Raw genomic sequence first — 20,296 nt, 5'->3', positions numbered from 1 at the left:
ACAAAACAGTGTGCTCGTAACCACTTGTTGCCGGAAAAATGCTCAATTTCGCAGTGACAAAACGACTAACTTTTAACGTTTGTGCGAAATGGCGACGCCTAATTGGTAAAAATACAACATCAATGCCTCATTGAGTGTTATACGCAAATTACCATGAGGGTAAATGCCAAGTCTAGCTTCTGTGGATTTTTTTGTACCTTGAACTAAAAATGCGTTTTTAATCTCGTGATCTTGAATACACGATTCGAAGGCGCGAGCCGCCATTTCTTGCGGCATGGCGTAATAAAATGTTTTAAACGCTCTATCGGCTTCAACAGATTTTACAAAGTATTCGTTAGGTCTTTTATTGTGGTCTAAAAACATGAGGTCAAAGCAATCGCTTAACTTTTGATTAAGCGGGTGGGTGTTCATGGTGGCGTTATCTAACCACGCTTGTGTGGCGAAAGTGCCGTGGGATAGTCCCTCGAACATACGTGGTGCAATGTAATGATCAAATGCATGAAACCACTCGTGGGCCAAAGAGCCGGCTCCTGCATTCTTTGCTAACGCTAACTGCCGCTTTCCACTGTGATAATGCGCACTTGCGTTTTTTTGCCCACCGCTTCCAAAGGCAAGCGACAGAGTTCCGTTGAGCGAGAGCACCTGCTCGTTTATATTCAATATTGTGGTGAGGTCGTAAAGCGCATCGAAAAATAAATTGGCTGCTATTTGTTGTTCTTGCGGCGTGACCCATCTACCTACCGTAATGGTGGCGAAGTTAAATAACTTTCTAATGTCTTGAAAAGACACGTCAGCGCCGTCTCTATGGCTAGGACCATTTCGATAAAAAGATTGATGAATGCGCCCTTTAGTCTCCACGCTCACTTATACCTATCTGCACCCGTGTTTACGTTACGCTAAAGAAATGAGAAGCTGTTCGCACCATGCTTCAATTCTAGCGTCTGTATCATCATATTGGTTTTCGTCGTCTAGGGACAAACCCACGAAGTGGCTTTTATCTTCGGTAAGTGCTTTAGAGGCGGTAAAGTCGTAACCCTGGTTAGGCCAATAGCCCACAATATTGCAGTTTGAGGGCAGTATGGCATCGTGAAGCATGCCAAGGGCATCTTGAAACCACTCGCCATAGCCAAGCTGATCGCCAAGTCCAAATAACGCGATGGTTTTACCCGACAGGTCGAGTTGGTGTACCTCTTCCCAATGAGACTCCCAGTCTTCTTGTAGTTCGCCGAAGTCCCAAGTAGAAATGCCAAAAATGATAATGTCGTAGTCTGAGGTGCGCGACAAATTCACATCTTTAATATTGTGAAGATGAACTACGTTGTCATCGAACAAACTATTAAGCTGGGCTTGAATTTTTTCCGCTGCCATTTCGGTATAACAGGTCGTCGAGCCGAAAAATAAACCTATAGACAGGGCGCCATCACTCATTAGATACCTCTTTTTTTGCTAGTCGTTATCAATAGGAGAGAATACTACCTCTTTCCCGTTACTCAACAAAGCTTTGCAGTGAACATCCTTACCTTTGTGTGAAATATTTAATACGCCAATAGCACAGCCGTTAAACAGTTCTTTGTCATCATTATTTGGATGTCTCGCTTTTACCGACATGTTACGACGTTTTGTAAATACGTTCAGGGGCGACCTAGCACCGTAAAGAAGGCGATTAAGTCTATCGAACCAAGTGATCAAGGTTTCTGGAAACGCATTTTTTAAGCCGCTACAGGTAAACTGGGTAATATGAGGGCTGTTGCGTCTAAATCGCAGCCGCACATCGTAAACAAAGGAATAGTGCACGTCGCCAGATAGAATAATGAATTCTGGTGGCGTTTTGTAATGCCTGAAAATATTGAGCATCACGTTGGCGGTACCTCTGTGTGCCATCCAGTTTTCTGCATCAACGGTTAATGCCCTGCCAAAAAAAGTAAACACCTTCTGTATCGCTTCAATAATTTTCACCCCGTAAATCGGAGCTGCCGATACAACAATAACCGCTTCTTTTCCGATGATGGAGTGTTGAAACTCGCACAGTGCCTCCCAGTCCATTAGGCCAGATGGTTTATTGAGACTCGATTCAGAGCGCCATCGCTGTGTGCGAGTATCTAACACTTCGATGGGGGGGGATGTATCAAGTCGATAATGCCACTCATTGAAATCGAGCAGCTTATCGATGAATGCGTCTTGCTTGTCTAAACGGTTATTACTAAACACTTTTTTTGCGTCATCGATAAGAGGAGCCACTTTCTTAGGGGCATTACCCCAGCCTTGACAAAGCAAATACCCAATAAGCGCGTTACCAACCATGCGCTTAGACAGGGGGTTAGCGTACACTTCCTGTTCCCAACCTCGGGTTAAATTCCAATCGTCGGTAACATCGTGATCATCAAATATCATATAGGTAGGCACGTGAGCGAGAGCCCGTCTTACAGACGGAAGCTGCGCCACAAAGCCATCGATGGCCTTTTGCTCTTTCTCAAAGGTGTCACGGTACTGTTGAGGTATATGGTTATCATCGATGTTAATTAATGACCAGAGCGCGTCAGACCAGATCAAGAAATACATCGCGAGAATTTCAGCACTGCCAATAAGGTGGTTTTGTGCATTCACCGATGTGAAAACAGGTTTCTTTTTCGCACCAAAAAATAGGGAGGACAACACCGTATTGGTCGCGATTTGTGGCAGTAACTGCTCTCTTTCATAAAACCCATGAGGGTGTTGTGCTAGCTCTGCCGTGTTGCTAATAACGGCGCCTTCTAAAGGTTCGTGGTAGAGCCCTAGAAGGTGGCAACACTGATGAATGGCTTTTAACATTGGCCCGGCCACGTCATCGGCATAAATCTGATCGCCAGTCATCAGTAATACATCTGGAAGTGATGAACTGCCTGAAAGGCCTTTTTCAATGAGAATGTCTACTTGAGCAAGCGCATCGTCACCGTCAAAGTGTGGCTTGCGGCAAGAGCCGTGTAAGATAGTTTCTGGCGTCTTAGTATAATGAAAACTTAAGCTATCTTCTGCGCTATACAGTAAACGTTGTTGTTCGAAATGCCACTTTTCACTTGAGGCCTTTTCGGTAAATTCCAATTGATAATACACTCGTTCACTATCGCTAAACGTGTGTGTGGCAGTCGCTGATAATAAATGTATGTAGGCGAATTGGCCCACCTGTACGCTTTCTGCGTGACACTCAACCTCGACATTATTACCCCGTTGCGTAAGGGTAATGGAAGGGGCACTGGGTAATGACGTTACTAACCAGATATGACAAGCATCCTCAGTAATTTTGCGAACAATAGGCCCCGCAATAACCAGTGGTAGGTTTGGTTGAGGTTCTGGTTGATTATCTAGCTGAAAATCTAACTGAGAGTCTGGTGTTGAAATAGCCCGGTCCCCATCTTGACAACATAACGTATGCAATGTTTTCGTACTTTACTCTTTTTTGTGTATAAACGGTATGCTCGATATACTCACTTACAATTTATTCATGCTTAGCTCGTGCATGATCCGTATGATCAAGATGTGCACCATCTAATCGATTGTTTTTGGCACGGCTCACTATGGCTTTTCACTACAAACCACTGCAAAAAAGGAACTATCTAGATGCTAAAACATGCGCTGCTTATTTGCGTTACTGCAATATTTATAACTGCATGCAGTGAGTCGAAAGAGGTCATTATCACTCCTGAAAAAGAAGATTTGACCGTAGTTGCTTTGGGAAACTGGATAACGCAACCCAATGGCAATGTGATGTTCGACCCACAAACATCTGGATTGGTGGCTATTAACGATACGCTTTTAACGATAGCAGACGCCAGTGCCGACAAAAGTCAGCAATTAAAGTTACACAGCATCGACCCTGAGACATCAACACTGTTATCTTCAAGCAATACCTTTTCTTTTTCACCTACGGTAAGAAAAAGCTGCTTTTACAATTACCTCAGTACCGAACCTGATTTAGAAGCACTCGTGGTAGACCCAAGAGACACGAACGTTATTTACACCGTCACTGAAGATGCAACACGAACGGGTGCATTGAGCCCTCGCTGTGAGTCTAAATATAGCAACACAGGCTCAACAGATTATCCTACCTTGCTGGTGCGATTAGCGCGCAAAGACAACGGCGATGTTGCAATGACTCATGTTCGTCCACTGCAATTTCCAGTGTCATTTAATGTAGGCAACTTCCCAAATGACGGTATAGAAGGCCTCGCTATGGCCTCAGATGGAACCGTGTATCTCGGGTTAGAAAAAGATATCGCGGGTCAGCCCCGTATTTTTAGCGTAACTATCGATGACGATTTTTTCACAACGACAGACTTTGCCATAGTGGAAGAGCCTGACCTTTTATTACCCCAGTTTTCATCGGGGAACCACCCGATTAACGGGCTGACCCTGCATACTGTGAATAATCATTCTGCTCTAATTGCCGCAGCGAGAAACGACGACGAGCTTTGGATAATAGATGCTGCTGGCGAAAAAGCGACCTTAAGGGTACCCGTTACTTTTAAGGTGAAGGGGACCGAGAGTTGTGAAGATTATGTAATGGATAATGCATCTATGGAAGGGCTTGTGGTGATGGACAATATGCTGTGGATAATTAACGACCCATGGGAAAAGAATTACCTTAAAAATGCCTCGTGCAAAGCAGATGAGGATAAGTACAAAGACCTAGCGCCACTGTTATTCTCTGTGCCACTCAATGACGCTTGGTTTCAATAGCTAAAAGTCGATTAAACGCGCTTTAATGATAAAGAGAGCATCACAAGAGAGACGTGTATCTGATTTTGTTAACTTGATAGGTTTGTTTTCGAAGCATCAAAAAAGGGGCAGTTACTACCCCTTTTATCAGTTAAGCGCGGGCGTTTTGACTCATCTACATTATGTAAACGCCCATTTTATTAAATACTTGGACGAAGTCTTGATGCAAACGTCTTTTTAAATTTCGCTAATTTGGGTGCAACCACCATCGAACAATATTGATTTTGCGGATTGTTTTTGAAGTAATCTTGATGATAATCTTCTGCCGCGTGGTAGTTGTTAACCTCAACTATCTCAGTGACCACCGGATTAGGCCAAATTTCCTCAGCGGTAATTTCGGCAATTATTTTTTCTGCTTCTTCTTTCTGCGCGTCGTTGTGATAGAAAATAGCACTTCTATACTGAGTACCCACATCATTACCTTGACGGTTAAGCTGAGTTGGATCGTGCAATGCAAAGAAGATTTCTAATATTTCGCGATAGCTAATTGCGTCTGCATCGAAGGTGACTTGTACTACCTCGGCATGGCCGGTGTTGCCTCCGCAGACCGACTCATACGTAGGTGAAGGATCATCGCCGCCTGCATATCCTGATATCGCTTTTTCAACGCCTTCAACGGTATTGTATGCTGACTCTATACACCAGAAACATCCGCCTGCCAGTGTAGCGACCTGTAAATTTGCCATGATTAAACCTCTTATTTTTAATACCCTTAGTGTGGGCTCCAGCTACGTCTAACTCAAGTCATCCAAGCATGTTTTTTTAGCGTATATACGAATATTAAATACAAAAAACACACGCTTCGTGCTGCTTAGTACGTTTTCAACCAACTTGAGGTTTTGTAGTGATTATTTTTTATGATGGTTATTGTCCGCTGTGCATGACTGAAATGAAACACCTCAGAAAGCGAGACAAACACAATCGATTGACGCTTATTGACATACAAGAGCCAGACTTTAGTGAACGTTATCCCACGTTAGACTGGCATGCCCTGAACGCAAGAATTCATGCACTTCGAGAGGATGGAACCTTGATAACTGGCTTAGATGTTACCCATGAAGCGTGGAAAGCAGTAGGCGTTGGTTGGCTTTATGCGCCTTTGCGTTGGCCTGGCATTCGTATTATTGCCGACGGTTTTTACAACATTTTTGCTAAACACAGATACACAATTTCTTATTTATTAACAGGCAAAAAGCGCAGCTGCGAGCGCTGTATACCAGGAGAGCCCAATGACAAGTAAAACACTCATAATTGGTGCCTCAGGCGGCATCGGTAATGCGCTGGTTAGTCGATTTGCAGACAATGGCGATGAGGTTATTGCGGTAAGCCGAAGTGGTTTTGTCGACAGTAATTGGCCTGACACTGTCACCGCAAAAGCAATTGCCGAGCATGACGAAGCTAGCATTTCTGCTTTTGTGGAGGAATTGAAAAGCCAAGGCATTAAACTTAATAATGTAGTTGTGACAACAGGCGTATTAAAAGACGACGACTTAGGAGTAAACCCTGAGAAGCGTTTAGAAGATATGAGCGAAAATGCACTGGCTTCCTATTTTGCCGTGAATTCAATTATTCCTGCTCTGTGGCTAAAGCACCTTGTGAATGTAATGGATAAAAGTCATGCTACTGTCGTTTGCTTAAGCGCTCGGGTTGGCAGCATATCCGACAATGGATTCGGTGGCTGGTATGGATATCGTGCTTCTAAGGCTGCACTTAATATGCTGGTTAAAACCGCGTCTATTGAATACAAGCGTCGAGTGAAAAATGCCATGCTGGTGTGTTATCACCCCGGTACAGTAGACACCGAGTTGTCAAAACCATTTCAGAAAAACGTGGCAGAGAAGAAACTGTTCACCCCAGCTTTTACTGCCGATCAGCTATTTACCCACGTATCGAAGCTAGATCGCGACCAACCTTGCCATTTTATAGACTGGGACGGTGAAGTGGTAACTTGGTAATACGCTTTGTTACTATTTCCTTGAGTCCAACATCAAGACTTTTTATTACACTGCTGTTACCATACTTTCTTGGGTATGGTGCAGCGTATTGATTGACCTTAAGAGTCTACAATAAGCTTTAAGGGTCTGTGCTACAGGGCGTTGATGCCGTTGGGAGTCATTTCAAAACATACCATCCTGATAAACATAACAATAACTCAACAAGAGGAAGGGATATGAGCGGGGCCAGAGAACAGTTCGGATCGCGCATAGGTTTTATTTTGGCAGCTGCAGGCTCTGCAGTCGGTATTGGTAATTTGGTTGGCTTTCCAGTTGGGGCAGCAAAAAACGGTGGCGGCGCATTTTTATTAATGTATGCCATATTCGTTTTTGCCATTTGCCTACCTGTGATGATGGCTGAAATGTCGGTGGGTCGTCATGCTAAAAAAGATCCATTGGGCGCCTACAGCGCAATTAGCAATAACAGTCCAAAGTGGAAACTTGCCGGGTGGCTAGCTATAGCTACCCCATTTATGATTGCTGTTTTCTACATGGTCATCACCGTGTGGATATTCGGTTATTTATTTGAAGCCGTTAGCGGCAACCTAGATAAGTTAGCTAACCCCGACACGTTTGGAATATTCATCAATTCGCCATCTATTTTTGCGTATATGGCGGTGGTTGTTGGCGTGGTTTATTTAATATTGCAAGGTGGCGTTAAAGAGGGGATTGAAAAAGCGGCGAAGCTGTTGATGCCAGCGCTGTTTGTCATGCTCATTGCCTTAGTTATTTTTGTACTCACTCAAGACAATGCGATGGCAGGCGTTAAGTTTTACATTGTGCCTGACTTTTCAAAATTAAGCGCATCGGTGATAAACGGCGCGTTGGCACAAGCCTTTTTCTCACTATCACTAGGTATGGGTATTCTCATTACCTATGGTAGTTACATAGACAAAAAAGCAGACGTACCTAATTCTGCAAAACTTGTTGCTTTGATGGATACCGCTGTTGCATTTACCGCAGGCTTAATGATTTTACCTGCTATATTCTCTTTCAACCCAGAGATAAACCCAGCAGACTTAAGTGAATCGTCGGTAGGCATGATATTTACTTATTTACCGAGCATTTTCTTGGCATTACAAGAGTCTATCGGTTATTTAGGCGCATCTGTAGTGGCCAGTTTATTCTTCTTGTTAGTGTTTTTTGCTGCAATTACCTCATTGGTCTCCATCTTTGAAGTACCCGTTGCTGCATTAATGGATGAGAAAGGGGTAAGTCGTAAATGGGCGCTAACGTCGTTAGGCAGCATCATGATTGTGTTGGCCATATTGAGCGCGCTTTCGTTCGGAAAAATCGACGTGCTGACAACGTTTGTAAGTTACGCCGGTGCCGATAAATCGTTTTTTGATGTGATTATTGATGTCTTCTACGAAACCATATTGCCGCTTAACGGGCTGCTGATTTGCTTATTCGTTACCTATCGTTGGAAGACTGCAAATTTCAATGCTTCGCTAGAAGAAGGCAGCGATAACTACAGCGGAAGTTGGTTGGAGAAATACGTCGACATTTCACTGAAAACCTTCATTCCGGTTATTTTGCTCGTTATTTTTGTTAACACGGTAGCGGTGAAGTACTTTAATTTTAGTCTGTTCGGTTAAACGCCACAGGTTATCCATACCTTTACGCCCTCAAAAGTGTCAACGCTTTAGCGGGTAAGCCGGTTAAAAAATAAAATCAACATCAAAAAAAGAGGGTAGCAGTTGCTACCCTCTTTTTAAATTTGTCGGTCCCGTCCTGAAAATACGTTGACAGTTTTTAGGACGACACAGTCGTATTAAACGCCAGTGCTTCATCAATACATATCGTCTGGGTTTGCATAGGCTGGTGTAATATTAAGCGCCTGCCAGCTTGCACTTGCGTCTATTACCTTGCCCACTGCCTCAGATTCAGTATCAGAAAATAGTGGCAGAGGCAGGTTTAATGCTGATGCAGCGCGAGAATAGTACTCACCGCGTTTAGGGTGAAGTGCGCTGCACAAATGTAGCGTGGAATTGTGCAGGGGCGTTTCAATAACTGCAAGCAATCCCCTAACAACATCGGCAATGTGCACTAGGTTGATTCGCTTATTACCTGCGGGCAACTCACGGCCGCTCAGTGAGCGCGCGGGGTGACGGTCTGGGCCTACTAAGCCTGCCAAGCGAAGCACGGTGTAATTCACTTCAGATGACAACGAGGCAAGATGTTCTTCAATGGCTACGTGAGCTTTTGCCGATGCAGTTTCAGGGGCAGGGGCACTGGTTTCAGTGAGGATTTCGTTAGTACTGTCACCATACACCGACGTGGTGCTCACAAAAATAATATGCGCTACGTTTGCCGCAACCGCATCGTTAATGAGGCCAATAACGTGCTGAGTGAAACCGTCTAGCTGAGTGTTACGTCTACCCGGTGGAATATTAATAATGAAGGTTGCATCCTGCATATGTTGGCATAATTGTGAAGTGTCATCGCCAAGTGCAAACTTAATACCTGTAATATTGTGCTTAGACATTTGCACAAGCTTGTCGTCACTTCTGGTAGTGCCCACCACACGTGCGTCTATAGGACTATCGCTGCTTACTAACGCATTGCCTAAATAACCTGCCATCCAGCCGTAACCGGTAATCACTATTTTTTTCTGCATTTGTTACGCGTCCTTCATGCCTATAATTAAGATGTTTATATTTTAGCCCTAGCACTTAAACTAAAGTGCCCAAGCTAATGTGCTCAGGCCCTACAGTCTATGCAGTATCTGTATATCTAGGCTATTAGTATATCAGGCAAAGAACGACTTACTCCATGCGCGTAGCGTTTAAACCTATTGGCGTTAAAGCAAAAAAGCCGAACCTATGTCTTATACGTTCGGCTTTGTCGGTGAGTGCTATAGCTATTTCACTAACTCCCCGTATCAGGAGAGATGTTACCTATGTTTGACTATGGCATACAAACTTAGAAAAAGGTGACGTCCACGCTTACATTTCCAGCTTACTGTGGCCTGTTAATTCAATAAGGTTTAGCTTATCAAGACCGGCAATCGAACTTTGCATCTTAGACTCTGCATAATCAGCTTTTTTAAGTTCGTTGCACAGCGCTTCACCTTTTTCCTCTAAAGAGATGGCTTTTGCTTCTAAGCGATATTCCAAGTCTTCTCCAAACCGTTCCATTTTTTGTTCAAACTCAGACATATCGCCTCCTTCCCACAGCATCTGTGTACCAAGGGCGATAAGAATACGGCCCATGGATTCACTAACTAGAGACTCTATCTGTGCTTCAAACTCTGCTTCCCAGCTTTCGTCAAACCAACCAGGCTCATCAAACTGTGTTGAGTCGATACGTATGTTGCCAGCATCATCATAAAACGAACGAGCAAGCTTCTGATCGAGAGAATCGAAGAGTGCTTGAAAATCACTGTCTAGGCCGCTGTCGCTACCAAGCAACTCACCAAATACTTCGGTTACCGCTACACTGGCAACCTCTAATCCTTCACTGGCAATAGTTAACGTCATGGGAATAGCAGTGTCGATACTGTTGTAATAGTCGTTTACGTAAACTTGCTGCTCTTTATTAAGCGCCACTGACTCGCCGTTTATTGACAGGTCCCGGTTTGGATTGATGGTGAGTGTTGACCCATTTTCCATGTCCACAGTGAGATTGCCCTGATAGTACTTAATCTGACCATCTAGCTCGATATCACAACTATTATCATGAGCAATAGCTTGGCCAGTCATTAATGCTGTGGCAACAGCAGCTGAAAGTAAAAACGTGTTCGACATTGTAAATTCCCTAATCGTGACGTAACGAAAATTAAACTGTGTAAGGGTGAGCAAAACGCTATATTGAGATAAATCGTAGATGCGATAGCGAATCAAACTACCATCTAGTCTTTTATATCTCTCGCGTTGTCTCGTCTTAACTCTACTTACCTTTGTTGATAGTTATTGACTTAGCAATGCTGATGCCATTTATTTAAAACTCATAGTTTCAATGGTTTATATGCTTAATGTTTTTAGAGTTTTACGTGCTCGCTAATTTTTTGGCCAAAATAATAATAAAATAGCTGTTTTGACTAAGATCAATTTTCATTCAATATTGTGGACAAAGTATAAAATTAAACCCTGCTGTAATATGTTCAATAGGGTTTAATTAATGCATAATATGGTCAATTAATTTAAGGGGTTAACACAATGGCTGATTGGACTAATGCAATTATGTTCGGTGTTGCGCTAATTGCCTTTACGCTTGGGCTTAGCAGCATCATTATGGGCTTTACTACAGCGAAAGCGGGTGCTGAAGGTATGCAAGAAAAAGTAGAGTACGGTTTTTTCGGCGTTACTGGTTTGGTCATCTTCTTTTTGATGAGTTACGCACTAGCCTAACAATATGTACATAATGTACATAAAAAACCGGCATTATGCCGGTTTTTTTATCTTTCAAATTTGTCTTTATCTCAAAAATACTCTTTGGAATTACACTAGTGCAAACTTTTATCAAGCGTTCAGTTACTCTGAGCCTCTATTCACTAGTGAGCCTAAATAGCTATCTCGTTGGTATGCTCGTAAGTCGAAAGGCGCTAGCATAGCCATAACATGATCGAAAATGTCGGCCTGAATTTTCTCGTAATCCACCCAATCTTGTTTAGCGCTGAAGCAATATATTTCCAACGGTAAACCAAGCTCGGTAGGTGGCAGCTGTCTTACCATCAACGTAAGCTCCTGATGAATGTGAGGGTGCTTCCTTAAGTACGCCTCCAAATACGCGCGAAACGTTCCGATATTTGTTAACCGTCTACTGTTGAGAAGGTCAGATTCATCAATCGAGTAATCTCTATGGTAAGCCTGAAGTTCGTTCTTCTTTTTCTCAATATAGTCGTTGATATAGCGAATTTTGGAAAAACGCTCCAGCATCTCATTGTCGCAAAGCTTTATTGAATGCACATCTAAGTGGATAGCGCGTTTAATTCTGCGTCCGCCGGACTCTTGCATACCACGCCAGTTTTTTACCGCTTCAGTGGTTAAGCTGTAAGTGGGTAAGGTAGAGATAGTTTTATCCCAATTTTGAACCTTGACGTTGGTGAGTCCTATTTCTTTTATTTCCCCGTCCACTTCATACTTTGGCATCGTGATCCAATCGCCAGTGTTAAACATGCGGTTTGCGGCAATTTGAATTCCGGCGACAAAACCCAAAATGGTATCTCTGAATATTAAAAGAAGTACGGCGGCAATAGCGGTTAGGCCCGATACAATAAGTAAAGGGCTTCTGTCTACAATTAGCGATATACAAAGCAGTATGGTGACGATGGCAAATCCAAGCTTTGTTACCTGAATAAAGCCTGTAATCGGCGCACGTTTCGCAAGTGCTGAGGAGTTATATACATACTCCACGGTGCTCAAAAGGGCATAAAGCGCGAGAAGTCCACTGTATAGCATGTAAAGCTGAGAACTTTTCACCATTAGGCCGAAAAGAACAGCCTCTTCGTCAATAAGTAACGGCGTGGTTACGTAAATAAATAGTGCTGGAAACAAGTGCATCAAACGTCTGAAAAAGCCATATTCCTGCAGTGCGTTATCCCAAACATTGTTCGATCTATATACTAAGCGCGCTATTTGCGGCCTGATTAACAAGCGAGCAAAAACGTAGATAACCACAGCGGATAGTAGAATGCAGCCACCTGCAAGTACGTTATAAAGTGGTTCGCCCGTTGTGAGGTTAGGAAGAATATCGTGTACTAAATGTACAAAAGTATCGCGAACAGAGGTAGTCACTTCCATCGATCAAGACTCCAAAAGGTTTTTGATACGTGAGTCTTTATTCTTCCATAGGTCGTTTAACCAATTTTGGAAATAAAGACGAAATTCTGATTCATTACGCGTTGAGTGCTGTTGCAACTCTGGAACTGACACGACGTTGACGTCAATGACAATCTTCGTCATGGTGCCGCACAGCATGGCCATCATGGGATGCTTTTTATTGTGTGGGTATAGCAGAGAAATATCTAAAACGTTAGTAAATAATTCACCCATGGCGGCTAAAGTAAAAGAAACACCACCTGCTTTGGCTGGCAATAAATGTGTATAGGGGCTTTTCTTTAACGCATGCTTCTGTGGTGTAAATCGAGTGCCTTCGACAAAGTTGATAACGGTGGTAGGTACGGTTCTAAATTTTTCACAGTAGGCTTTGGTTGTCTCTAAATCTTTACCTTTCTTGTGCGGGTTCTTCTCAATATACGCGCGAGTATATCGGCGCATAAAAGGCATATCTAACGCCCATGCCCCTAAACCCACAAAGGGTAGCCATATCAATTCTTTTTTCAAAAAGAACTTGGGGGCTGGAATACGATTGGTGGCAAATTCAATAAGCAAAATTATATCGAGGTAGCTTAGGTGGTTAGCAATGATTAAATACCATCTGTCTTTCGCGAGTTCGCCATGTACCGCATATTCAATATCGATGTTATTGAAAAGGCGGATAAGCAATACGCTAATACGACCAAAACTAAACATTAGGCCGTGCATCACACTATTCCAGAGTGTTCTAACCTTGCCATTAGGCAGTAGAAGTTTTACCAGCCCTAATAAAATGATTAAGCCACCCCAAAAGGCTAAGTTGAGTAATTGCAGGGTGATGTGAATTACAAAGGTAATGGGAGCGAGAATGTTACGTATCATAAAGGCTTCTGCGTTGCGTTTAATTCTTCTAACAGGTTGTCTTTTGCTTGCCAGCGTTCATTAAGCCACGCTTGAAAACGGACTCGAACCTGAGGATCGTCAAAGTAAGTGTCTTGGAATATGCCGCTGTCCATAATTTCTTGAATAGGCATAACGCTAATATTCACACGTATATCGCGCACTCTACCGCTCACAAAATCCCAAAATGTGGGCACGCCACCAGGATAGTCGATAGTGACATCAATGAGTTTGTGCAGTTGCTCTCCCATAGCCGAAAGTACAAATGCAACGCCGCCGGCCTTTGGCTTTAATAAATGCGTAAACGGCGATGCCTGTATTTCGTGTTTTGAATGGGTGAAACGAGTGCCTTCCACAAAATTCATAATACTTACAGGCTTAGACCTAAACTTCTCGCAGGCTTTTCGAGTAGTTTCCATGTCCTTACCTTTTAAGTGAGGATGCTTAGCCAAAAATGACTTTGAATATCTGCGCATAAACGGAAAATCGAGAGCCCACCATGCCAAGCCTAAAATAGGCACGTAAATAAGTTCTTTTTTGAGGAAAAACTTTAAAAATGGAATTTTGCGGTTGAAAATCCGTTGAAGAACAAGAATATCTACCCACGACTGGTGATTCGCAGTCACTAAATACCAGTCGTTACGGGTAAGTTGCTCTAGACCTTTTACGTGAAAGGTAGTGCCACTGCTTATACGCTGGTTAATGTTATTGACGCCAATCCACGCTGTTGCACAGGTATCGAGAAGATACGAGATAAAGCGTCGCCACTGCGCCACAGGGATAAGTTTAAATACCGATAATACGATAATAGGGGTAGCCCAAATTACCGTGTTGACAAAATAGAAAATAACAGAAATCGTGCCGACAATATGATGCAATAGTGCTTTAACCATTGTACTTACCTCAAAATTTAGGCGCTTAGTGTAAACGAACTTGATCTAAAATCCGATAGAGCCTTTACTGATTCGTTAATAAAGGTACAGAAATCATGAATAAAGGAGCGGTAATGAAGCTTATCAGCGAAAACAGAGCATTTGGAGGCACCCACCTTCGTTATAGTCATCCGTCAGAATCTACGAACTGCGAAATGACGTTCGCCATATTTTTACCGCCATTCGCCAGTAAAGAAAAACCAGTACCAGTGCTGTATTGGCTATCGGGGCTAACCTGTACTGATCAGAATTTTATGCAAAAAGCGGGCGCTATGAAGTTGGCGAGTGAGCTCGGTATGGCAATTGTCGCGCCAGATACTTCTCCTCGCGGAGAAGGCGTTCCCGACGATGAAAATGGTTCCTATGATTTTGGACTAGGCGCTGGCTTTTATCTCGACGCCACACAAGCCCCGTGGGACAAACACTACAACATGTATTCTTACATTACCGATGAGCTTCCAGCGCTGGTAGAGAGTCATTTTCCGGTAACGAAAGAGCGTGCACTTAGCGGTCATTCAATGGGCGGGCATGGCGCCCTTGTTATTGGTATGCGAAATCCTAATCGGTTTGTGTCTGTGTCAGCATTTAGCCCTGTGGCAAATCCTACTGAGTGCGAATGGGGTAAAAAAGCGTTTAGCCATTATCTCGGTGATGATACCGAGCAGTGGAAAGCATATGACTCAGCCTTGTTGCTAGCAAGTAAGACCCACAGTATTCCCTTGCTAGTAGAGCAAGGGACAAGCGATGAGTTCATGCAGGAGCAGCTTAAGCCCCAAGCGTTAGTGCACGGTGCTCAGCAATCTGACACACAGCTTACGCTTAATATGCACGATGGGTACGACCACAGTTATTTCTTTATTGCGTCCTTCATTGAAGATCACCTTGAGTTTCATGCGGGCCACTTAGGCTTAATCTGAAGCTACTTAAAAGGCGTCGGCTTTTCTCCGGCGTCTTGTTATTTTTTCACTCCCAACTTATCTACGTCAGTAAATTACTCTATAATGCGGCCTCAAATGTGGTTACTGCTTGTCGACTCGCTTTACATATTGTTGCCATCTTTCGCTCTCTTTCATGATGAAATCTCAGTGCGAAATCCGTTATCAATATTATGAGAGAAGGGCGAGATAGTTTGTGACTCATCGGTTTTGCTATTTAATTTGTTAAGGTGCCTGTTTTGTCAATCACTCCATTGAACCGTAAGTTCTCTGTCGCTCCAATGCTGGATTGGACAGACAGACACTGTCGCTATTTCTTACGGTTGTTCTCAAAGCACACTCTGCTGTATACCGAAATGGTAACGACGGGGGCTATTATCTTTGGGAAGGGAGACTACCTAGGTTTTAATACTGAAGAGCATCCTGTCGCGCTGCAGCTTGGCGGGAGCGATCCAACTGACATGGCACGATGCGCGGTGTTGGCACAAGAGCGTGGGTACGACGAGGTGAATATTAATGTTGGGTGCCCAAGTGACAGAGTAAAAAACGGCAGCTTTGGTGCGTGTTTGATGGCGCAGCCGGATGTGGTGGCCGATTGTGTAAAGGCCATGCAGGCCGAGGTCGATATTCCGGTAACGGTAAAGTGTCGTATTGGTATTGATGATATGGATGAGGACGAAGATTTTACGCGCTTTATCGATATTGTGGCAGGGGCTGGTTGCGATACTTTTATTGTTCATGCAAGAAAAGCATGGCTTAAGGGGTTAAGCCCGAAAGAAAATCGTGAAATTCCGCCGTTAAATTATCCGCGGGTCCATCGCATAAAAGAAACCCACCCTGAATTATCAATCAGCATTAATGGCGGTGTAAAAACCTTAGCCGATACCAAAACACAGTTGGAAAGTGTAGATGGTGTAATGATTGGCCGGGAAGTGTATGCAAACCCGTATATTATGGCTAACGTCGATACTGAAATATTTGGTGATGCACAGGCAAAAAGTATTTCACGCCGCGAGTCGGTGCTAAAAATGCAGCAGTATATTGAGAGCCACATTGAGCGCAAAGAAGATGCGTACTTCAAACCGTGGCACGTAGCGCGCCATATGCTTGGGCTATTTCAAGGGCAAGCTGGTGGCCGAATTTGGCGCCGGTATTTAAGTCAAAACGGCACCGGAAAATCTCCAGATCCTGATTTGCTCATGAATGCGTTGAGTGCCGTCGAAGCAGCACAACGAGAATTGGACGAATACAATAGTCAAAGAGATAGCCAAAGCAGTGGTCAAAAAAGCTAACAGGTTAGTGCCTTTGACTAAAGTTTAATATTTGCTCAATATGATTCTTCGGCCAGCTTAACGTTTAATTTTTATTTTAATTTTAAAATTCAGTTGCTTAAGGGTTGTTTAAGAAATTGGCACATCTCTCGCTATATGTCTTATATCACAACGACAACGTGTTGTTGTACTGACAAGACTTTCGAGGGAAATTATGAAAACTTCACTAATCGCAGCAACTTTACTTTCAGCAAGCATGGTAAGCGGTGTAGCAAACGCACAAGAATCTGTACTCAACTCTTTGCTACAAAACATGGTAACTACCGCAGTGTCGATAACGGCAAACGAGCTATCTGCTGATGTATATCAGTCAGTGGCAAATACGTCATACCATTTTGAATTAGACGGTGCAAATACGAAGAGCACAGGTAGCGTAAGCGTTACCGACATTGCGTCGACCATGAAAGAATCCGACGTTACCGATACTTTCGAAAAAGTTAGCGATGAAAACGATGCGGAATAATCACGGGTAACGATAAAAGATGTGAATTCTTAGAAAGCGCCTATTGGCGCTTTTTTCGTTTTTGCTTTAGTGCCTAAAGATTTGCCCTCAAGGGAGCAATAAACTGAACACAATAAATATCCGTACCCACACCATGTATGCGATATCAGCGCCGGCCACTCACACCTTAAACCATACTCTCACCCACACCCTATACCCAAAACCACAACTAATACCTTTACCAGGCACTTTTCTTCGGCCTTTTCACACAACACGCTGCATTAACGCATTAACTTATTAGCTATGTCGAATCGCTGATTATCTACAACTTACCTTCGTTCTCCATTGAGTTCACATACACAGGTTTATTTTTTACTACTTACTTCAAATCTAGGAGCACAGAACAGTACTTAACAGGCTGTGGCGAAATTAACAAAGTGAGTGGTGAAAAAGACTAAATTATCGTTTTATGGTTATTTTTGGAAATGGTAATTAACTGTGAATTTTAATAAAAATCATGTTTATCAATTATTTAAATGTTTGGCACGGCTATTGTAATACTTACATGAGTAAAGCGTTAGGACCTTGTGATTACAAGTGGAATGGTTCCCAAATTAATTACAGAGTCCAACCGCAGTTTCAAAAACGAAATAGAGAAGTCAGCGTCGCATCAATCTTGATAGTTAACTGCTGGTAACTCGCCAACATCTTAGTGGAGAGATAATCATGGGTATGTTTTCAAGAATTAACGATATTGTTCAGGCCAACATCAATGCAATGCTAGACAAAGCAGAGGATCCTGAAAAAATCATTCGCCTTATTATTCAAGAGATGGAAGAAACGTTAGTGGAAGTACGCACTGACGCAGCTCGATACATTGCGCAACAAAAAACATTAGCGCGTCAAATTGATAACACGGATAAAGAAATTGCTAGCTGGCAGGGTAAAGCCCAGCTTGCAATGAATAACGACAAAGAGTCTCTTGCAAAAGCTGCCTTAGTGGAAAAGCAGAAATACGTGGCTAAGTTATCGTCATTGCAAGAACAAGAATCTCATTTAGCTGAGAGTATCGAGAAGATTCAGCAAGATACTTCTCGTCTCAACACCAAAATGGCAGAAGCCAAAGCGAAACAAAAAGTGCTCATTCAGCGCAAGTACTCTGCCGAAACTCGCTTGAAAGTGAAGCAGGCTGATCATGGCAACAAAATTGATGACGCCATGTCTCGTTTTGAAAACTACGAACAGCGTATTGATTACCTTGAGGCGCAGGTTGATGCATATGACCTCACTAAATCAGGTGAAGCGTCATCACTATCGGCAGAATTTCAGGCATTAGAAGCGGACGAGTCGATTGAACAAGAGTTAGCGGAACTTAAGAGAAACAAAGTAGCTTAGGCGTTAATAGAAGTAGCTTAAGCGTTAAGCAAGCGCCTATTGGTTTAGGCGCAGTCGCCAAGGTTCTATTAATGGTAAAAGCTTAGGCCACACAAGCTAGTTCAATAAAAGCTAAGTAAATAAAAGATTGTTGGAGAAAATCATGAAATTGTCATCACAAAAACGTATTTATAGAGATTTGGATTCAGGTGTTATTTCGGGCGTGTGTGCAGGCGTTGCGCGTTATTTCAATATTGACGCAGTTTGGGTACGCGGGGGCGCAGTGGCTGCCTTAATTTTCATGCCTGCTATTACTTTGCTTGCCTACTTTGCTGCAGTAATTGTACTGCCGAGATTAGCGTAATGAAAAATTTTTTACTGGCGTTAGTTATTGCCATCGTGCTGATGAATTGCCTCGGCAGCGTGGTTGAAGATGCATTAGGAATGCATTTGGTCATGTCTGATGAATTGCTGAGTCCTTGGGAGAATATAGCGGTGTTTTCTGTAATAGGTATTGTGTTGGCTATTGTGGGGTTTGTCGTTGCCTTGAGCGTAGTGGGCACTGTCGTTCTCGCCATTGGCGCGGTATTATTTGCACTGTTGCTTGCAGGTGTAAGTGCTTTTTGGCCAATCATCCTTATTGCGATTGCACTTTATGCACTGAAAAAGCGTAATTCTGCGCCATACGCGCACAAAAATGAACACAATATGCACCATACGTTATAGTTACCATAAATCGAATTAAGTTGTATTCAGGTACTAAAAAGTGGTCATATAGGGAACGTCCCATATTTGGGGGCGTATTTCTCTCGTCATTATAAAAATTCAAACAGCTGACTCAGGTCGGCTGTTTTGTGTAAATAAGGAAGGTTGGTGTTTATATGAGACAATCAATTAACGCGAAACGGATAGCGATTGTCGCTGTGCTACTTGTCATTATATTCTGGCTCATAGGATGGTACTGGAGCTTATCGCCAGATACTTTTGATATTAAAGACCGCTTGAAAACATCCTCTACTGTAGAAAATCCAACCCAAATTGCCGGTTATACAATTACCACCGCGATGATTGATGTATCAGAAACTCTGCTCGATAAGCCAGGTGGTTATTTGTCTAACGACATCATTCCACCCGGTGTTTTGCTTGATAATATGCCGGCGTGGGAATTTGGGGCACTGGAAATGGTCCGCGATTTGGCTCTGTCTATGCGAAAAGACTTCAGTCGTTCTCAGTCTCAATCAATGGAGAACCCCTATTTAACTAAGGCACACCCCAAGTTTAATATGGATCATAAAAGCTGGGCACTGCCCTCATCAGAGTCGAGTTACGCCGATGGTATTGCACTTTTAAAGCAATACAGAGAAGAGTTAGCGAGCACACGAAACAGCAATAGCCAGTTTTACACCCGTGCTGATAATTTACGAGAGTGGTTAAAGCAAGTAGAAAAACGATTAGGAAGTTACTCGCAAAGGTTAAGTGCTAGCGTTGGATCTGCTAGACTCAATACTGATTTGGCAGGCGATAGAAACGCTCGCCAATCTACACCTGTGGCAAATCAAAGTGTGGTGAAAACAAGCTGGTGGAAGTTAGACGATAACTTTTATGAAGCGCGCGGTGCATCGTGGGCATTACTGCATTTCTTGAAGGCCGTTGAAATAGAATTTTACGACGTGCTTGAAGATAAAAATGCGTTAGTCAGTATGCAGCAAATTATTCGAGAGTTGGAAGCTACACAACAGTCAGTGTTTAGCCCAATGATTTTAAATGGAAGCGGTTTTGGCATGTTAGCTAATCATTCATTGGTAATGGCTAACTATATTTCTCGCGCCAATGCAGCACTTATCGAAATATCTGAACTTCTTAATCAAGGATAATGA

At 43.1% G+C, this 20,296-nt stretch carries 21 protein-coding genes; 12 read left to right on the top strand and 9 right to left on the bottom strand.

Annotation, left to right across the window (positions count from 1 at the left end):
* Nucleotides 1–72 precede the first annotated feature (72 nt).
* From ACOJR9_RS15935 to ACOJR9_RS15925, 3 genes are read right to left on the bottom strand one after another with little or no spacing between them, the layout of a single operon-like run.
* Entirely contained in the window at nucleotides 73–858 is a 786-nt protein-coding gene (locus tag ACOJR9_RS15935; protein WP_420936154.1) for a CLCA_X family protein, read from the bottom strand.
* A gap of 33 nt (nucleotides 859–891) precedes the next feature.
* Nucleotides 892–1,428, bottom strand: coding sequence for a flavodoxin FldB (fldB, locus tag ACOJR9_RS15930; protein ID WP_420933896.1), 537 nt, complete (start codon nucleotides 1,426–1,428; stop codon nucleotides 892–894).
* Between the two features lie 18 nt (nucleotides 1,429–1,446).
* Nucleotides 1,447–3,276, bottom strand: a complete 1,830-nt coding sequence (locus ACOJR9_RS15925; protein WP_420936153.1) for an alkaline phosphatase family protein — start codon at nucleotides 3,274–3,276, stop codon at nucleotides 1,447–1,449.
* 318 nt (nucleotides 3,277–3,594) lie between these two features.
* Between ACOJR9_RS15925 and ACOJR9_RS15920 the strand changes: the two genes are divergently transcribed.
* A complete protein-coding gene (locus ACOJR9_RS15920) occupies nucleotides 3,595–4,713 on the top strand; it encodes a hypothetical protein (protein WP_420933895.1) in 1,119 nt (372 codons plus the stop codon).
* A gap of 179 nt (nucleotides 4,714–4,892) precedes the next feature.
* Here ACOJR9_RS15920 and msrA read toward each other — a convergent pair whose 3' ends face one another.
* Entirely contained in the window at nucleotides 4,893–5,438 is a 546-nt protein-coding gene (gene msrA / locus ACOJR9_RS15915; RefSeq protein ID WP_420933894.1) for a peptide-methionine (S)-S-oxide reductase MsrA, read from the bottom strand.
* Between the two features lie 158 nt (nucleotides 5,439–5,596).
* Here msrA and ACOJR9_RS15910 point away from each other — a divergent pair, with 158 nt between their 5' ends.
* The 3 genes from ACOJR9_RS15910 to ACOJR9_RS15900 all read left to right on the top strand — a co-directional run bounded on the left by ACOJR9_RS15910 (nucleotide 5,597) and on the right by ACOJR9_RS15900 (nucleotide 8,344).
* On the top strand, nucleotides 5,597–5,992 hold the full coding sequence (locus tag ACOJR9_RS15910; protein ID WP_420933893.1) for a thiol-disulfide oxidoreductase DCC family protein: 396 nt from the start codon (nucleotides 5,597–5,599) through the stop codon (nucleotides 5,990–5,992).
* On the top strand, nucleotides 5,982–6,707 hold the full coding sequence (locus ACOJR9_RS15905) for an SDR family NAD(P)-dependent oxidoreductase (RefSeq protein ID WP_420933892.1): 726 nt from the start codon (nucleotides 5,982–5,984) through the stop codon (nucleotides 6,705–6,707). The genes ACOJR9_RS15910 and ACOJR9_RS15905 overlap by 11 nt, the downstream gene beginning before the upstream one ends.
* A gap of 215 nt (nucleotides 6,708–6,922) precedes the next feature.
* Nucleotides 6,923–8,344 (top strand): sodium-dependent transporter, encoded by a 1,422-nt coding sequence (locus tag ACOJR9_RS15900; RefSeq protein WP_420933891.1) that lies wholly within the window; start codon nucleotides 6,923–6,925, stop codon nucleotides 8,342–8,344.
* Between the two features lie 194 nt (nucleotides 8,345–8,538).
* Here the strand turns inward: ACOJR9_RS15900 and ACOJR9_RS15895 are convergent, their stop codons facing one another.
* A complete protein-coding gene (locus ACOJR9_RS15895) occupies nucleotides 8,539–9,366 on the bottom strand; it encodes an NAD-dependent epimerase/dehydratase family protein (RefSeq protein ID WP_420933890.1) in 828 nt (275 codons plus the stop codon).
* 328 nt (nucleotides 9,367–9,694) lie between these two features.
* Nucleotides 9,695–10,495, bottom strand: a complete 801-nt coding sequence (locus tag ACOJR9_RS15890) for a DUF2884 family protein (protein WP_420933889.1) — start codon at nucleotides 10,493–10,495, stop codon at nucleotides 9,695–9,697.
* Between the two features lie 411 nt (nucleotides 10,496–10,906).
* Between ACOJR9_RS15890 and ACOJR9_RS15885 the strand changes: the two genes are divergently transcribed.
* Nucleotides 10,907–11,098: a hypothetical protein gene (locus ACOJR9_RS15885; protein WP_334031780.1), complete on the top strand. Its 192-nt coding sequence runs from the start codon at nucleotides 10,907–10,909 to the stop codon at nucleotides 11,096–11,098.
* Between the two features lie 123 nt (nucleotides 11,099–11,221).
* On the opposite strand, the gene ACOJR9_RS15880 is transcribed toward ACOJR9_RS15885, so the two are convergent.
* Genes ACOJR9_RS15880 through ACOJR9_RS15870 form a run of 3 tightly spaced genes read right to left on the bottom strand, consistent with a single transcriptional unit; the run spans nucleotide 11,222 to nucleotide 14,298 of the window.
* A complete protein-coding gene (locus ACOJR9_RS15880) occupies nucleotides 11,222–12,490 on the bottom strand; it encodes a mechanosensitive ion channel family protein (RefSeq protein WP_420933888.1) in 1,269 nt (422 codons plus the stop codon).
* Nucleotides 12,491–12,493: 3 nt separating this feature from the next.
* On the bottom strand, nucleotides 12,494–13,387 hold the full coding sequence (locus ACOJR9_RS15875; RefSeq protein WP_420933887.1) for an acyltransferase: 894 nt from the start codon (nucleotides 13,385–13,387) through the stop codon (nucleotides 12,494–12,496).
* Nucleotides 13,384–14,298 (bottom strand): acyltransferase, encoded by a 915-nt coding sequence (locus tag ACOJR9_RS15870; protein ID WP_420933886.1) that lies wholly within the window; start codon nucleotides 14,296–14,298, stop codon nucleotides 13,384–13,386. Before ACOJR9_RS15870 ends, ACOJR9_RS15875 begins: the two co-directional genes overlap by 4 nt.
* A gap of 113 nt (nucleotides 14,299–14,411) precedes the next feature.
* Here ACOJR9_RS15870 and fghA point away from each other — a divergent pair, with 113 nt between their 5' ends.
* The 7 genes from fghA to ACOJR9_RS15835 all read left to right on the top strand — a co-directional run bounded on the left by fghA (nucleotide 14,412) and on the right by ACOJR9_RS15835 (nucleotide 20,293).
* Complete coding sequence (gene fghA, locus ACOJR9_RS15865) at nucleotides 14,412–15,254, top strand: S-formylglutathione hydrolase (protein ID WP_420933885.1); 843 nt, start codon at nucleotides 14,412–14,414, stop codon at nucleotides 15,252–15,254.
* Nucleotides 15,255–15,553: 299 nt separating this feature from the next.
* On the top strand, nucleotides 15,554–16,564 hold the full coding sequence (gene dusA / locus ACOJR9_RS15860) for a tRNA dihydrouridine(20/20a) synthase DusA (protein WP_420936152.1): 1,011 nt from the start codon (nucleotides 15,554–15,556) through the stop codon (nucleotides 16,562–16,564).
* A 193-nt stretch (nucleotides 16,565–16,757) separates the two neighbouring features.
* Complete coding sequence (locus ACOJR9_RS15855) at nucleotides 16,758–17,066, top strand: hypothetical protein (RefSeq protein WP_420933884.1); 309 nt, start codon at nucleotides 16,758–16,760, stop codon at nucleotides 17,064–17,066.
* A 705-nt stretch (nucleotides 17,067–17,771) separates the two neighbouring features.
* The gene (gene pspA, locus ACOJR9_RS15850) at nucleotides 17,772–18,440 is read left to right on the top strand and encodes a phage shock protein PspA (RefSeq protein ID WP_420933883.1); all 669 of its coding nucleotides are present in this window, start codon (nucleotides 17,772–17,774) and stop codon (nucleotides 18,438–18,440) included.
* A gap of 142 nt (nucleotides 18,441–18,582) precedes the next feature.
* Nucleotides 18,583–18,783 (top strand): PspC domain-containing protein, encoded by a 201-nt coding sequence (locus tag ACOJR9_RS15845; protein ID WP_420933882.1) that lies wholly within the window; start codon nucleotides 18,583–18,585, stop codon nucleotides 18,781–18,783.
* Nucleotides 18,783–19,145 carry a hypothetical protein gene (locus ACOJR9_RS15840; protein WP_420933881.1) on the top strand — a complete coding sequence of 121 codons (363 nt, stop codon included), beginning with the start codon at nucleotides 18,783–18,785 and terminating at the stop codon, nucleotides 19,143–19,145. The genes ACOJR9_RS15845 and ACOJR9_RS15840 overlap by 1 nt, the downstream gene beginning before the upstream one ends.
* Nucleotides 19,146–19,300: 155 nt before the next feature.
* Nucleotides 19,301–20,293, top strand: coding sequence for a DUF2333 family protein (locus ACOJR9_RS15835; protein ID WP_420933880.1), 993 nt, complete (start codon nucleotides 19,301–19,303; stop codon nucleotides 20,291–20,293).
* The last annotated feature ends 3 nt before the right edge of the window (nucleotides 20,294–20,296 follow it).

The organism is Alteromonas ulvae (genome assembly GCF_048987005.1).
GTDB lineage: Bacteria > Pseudomonadota > Gammaproteobacteria > Enterobacterales > Alteromonadaceae > Alteromonas.
This window is presented reverse-complemented; position numbering and strand designations above follow the sequence as displayed.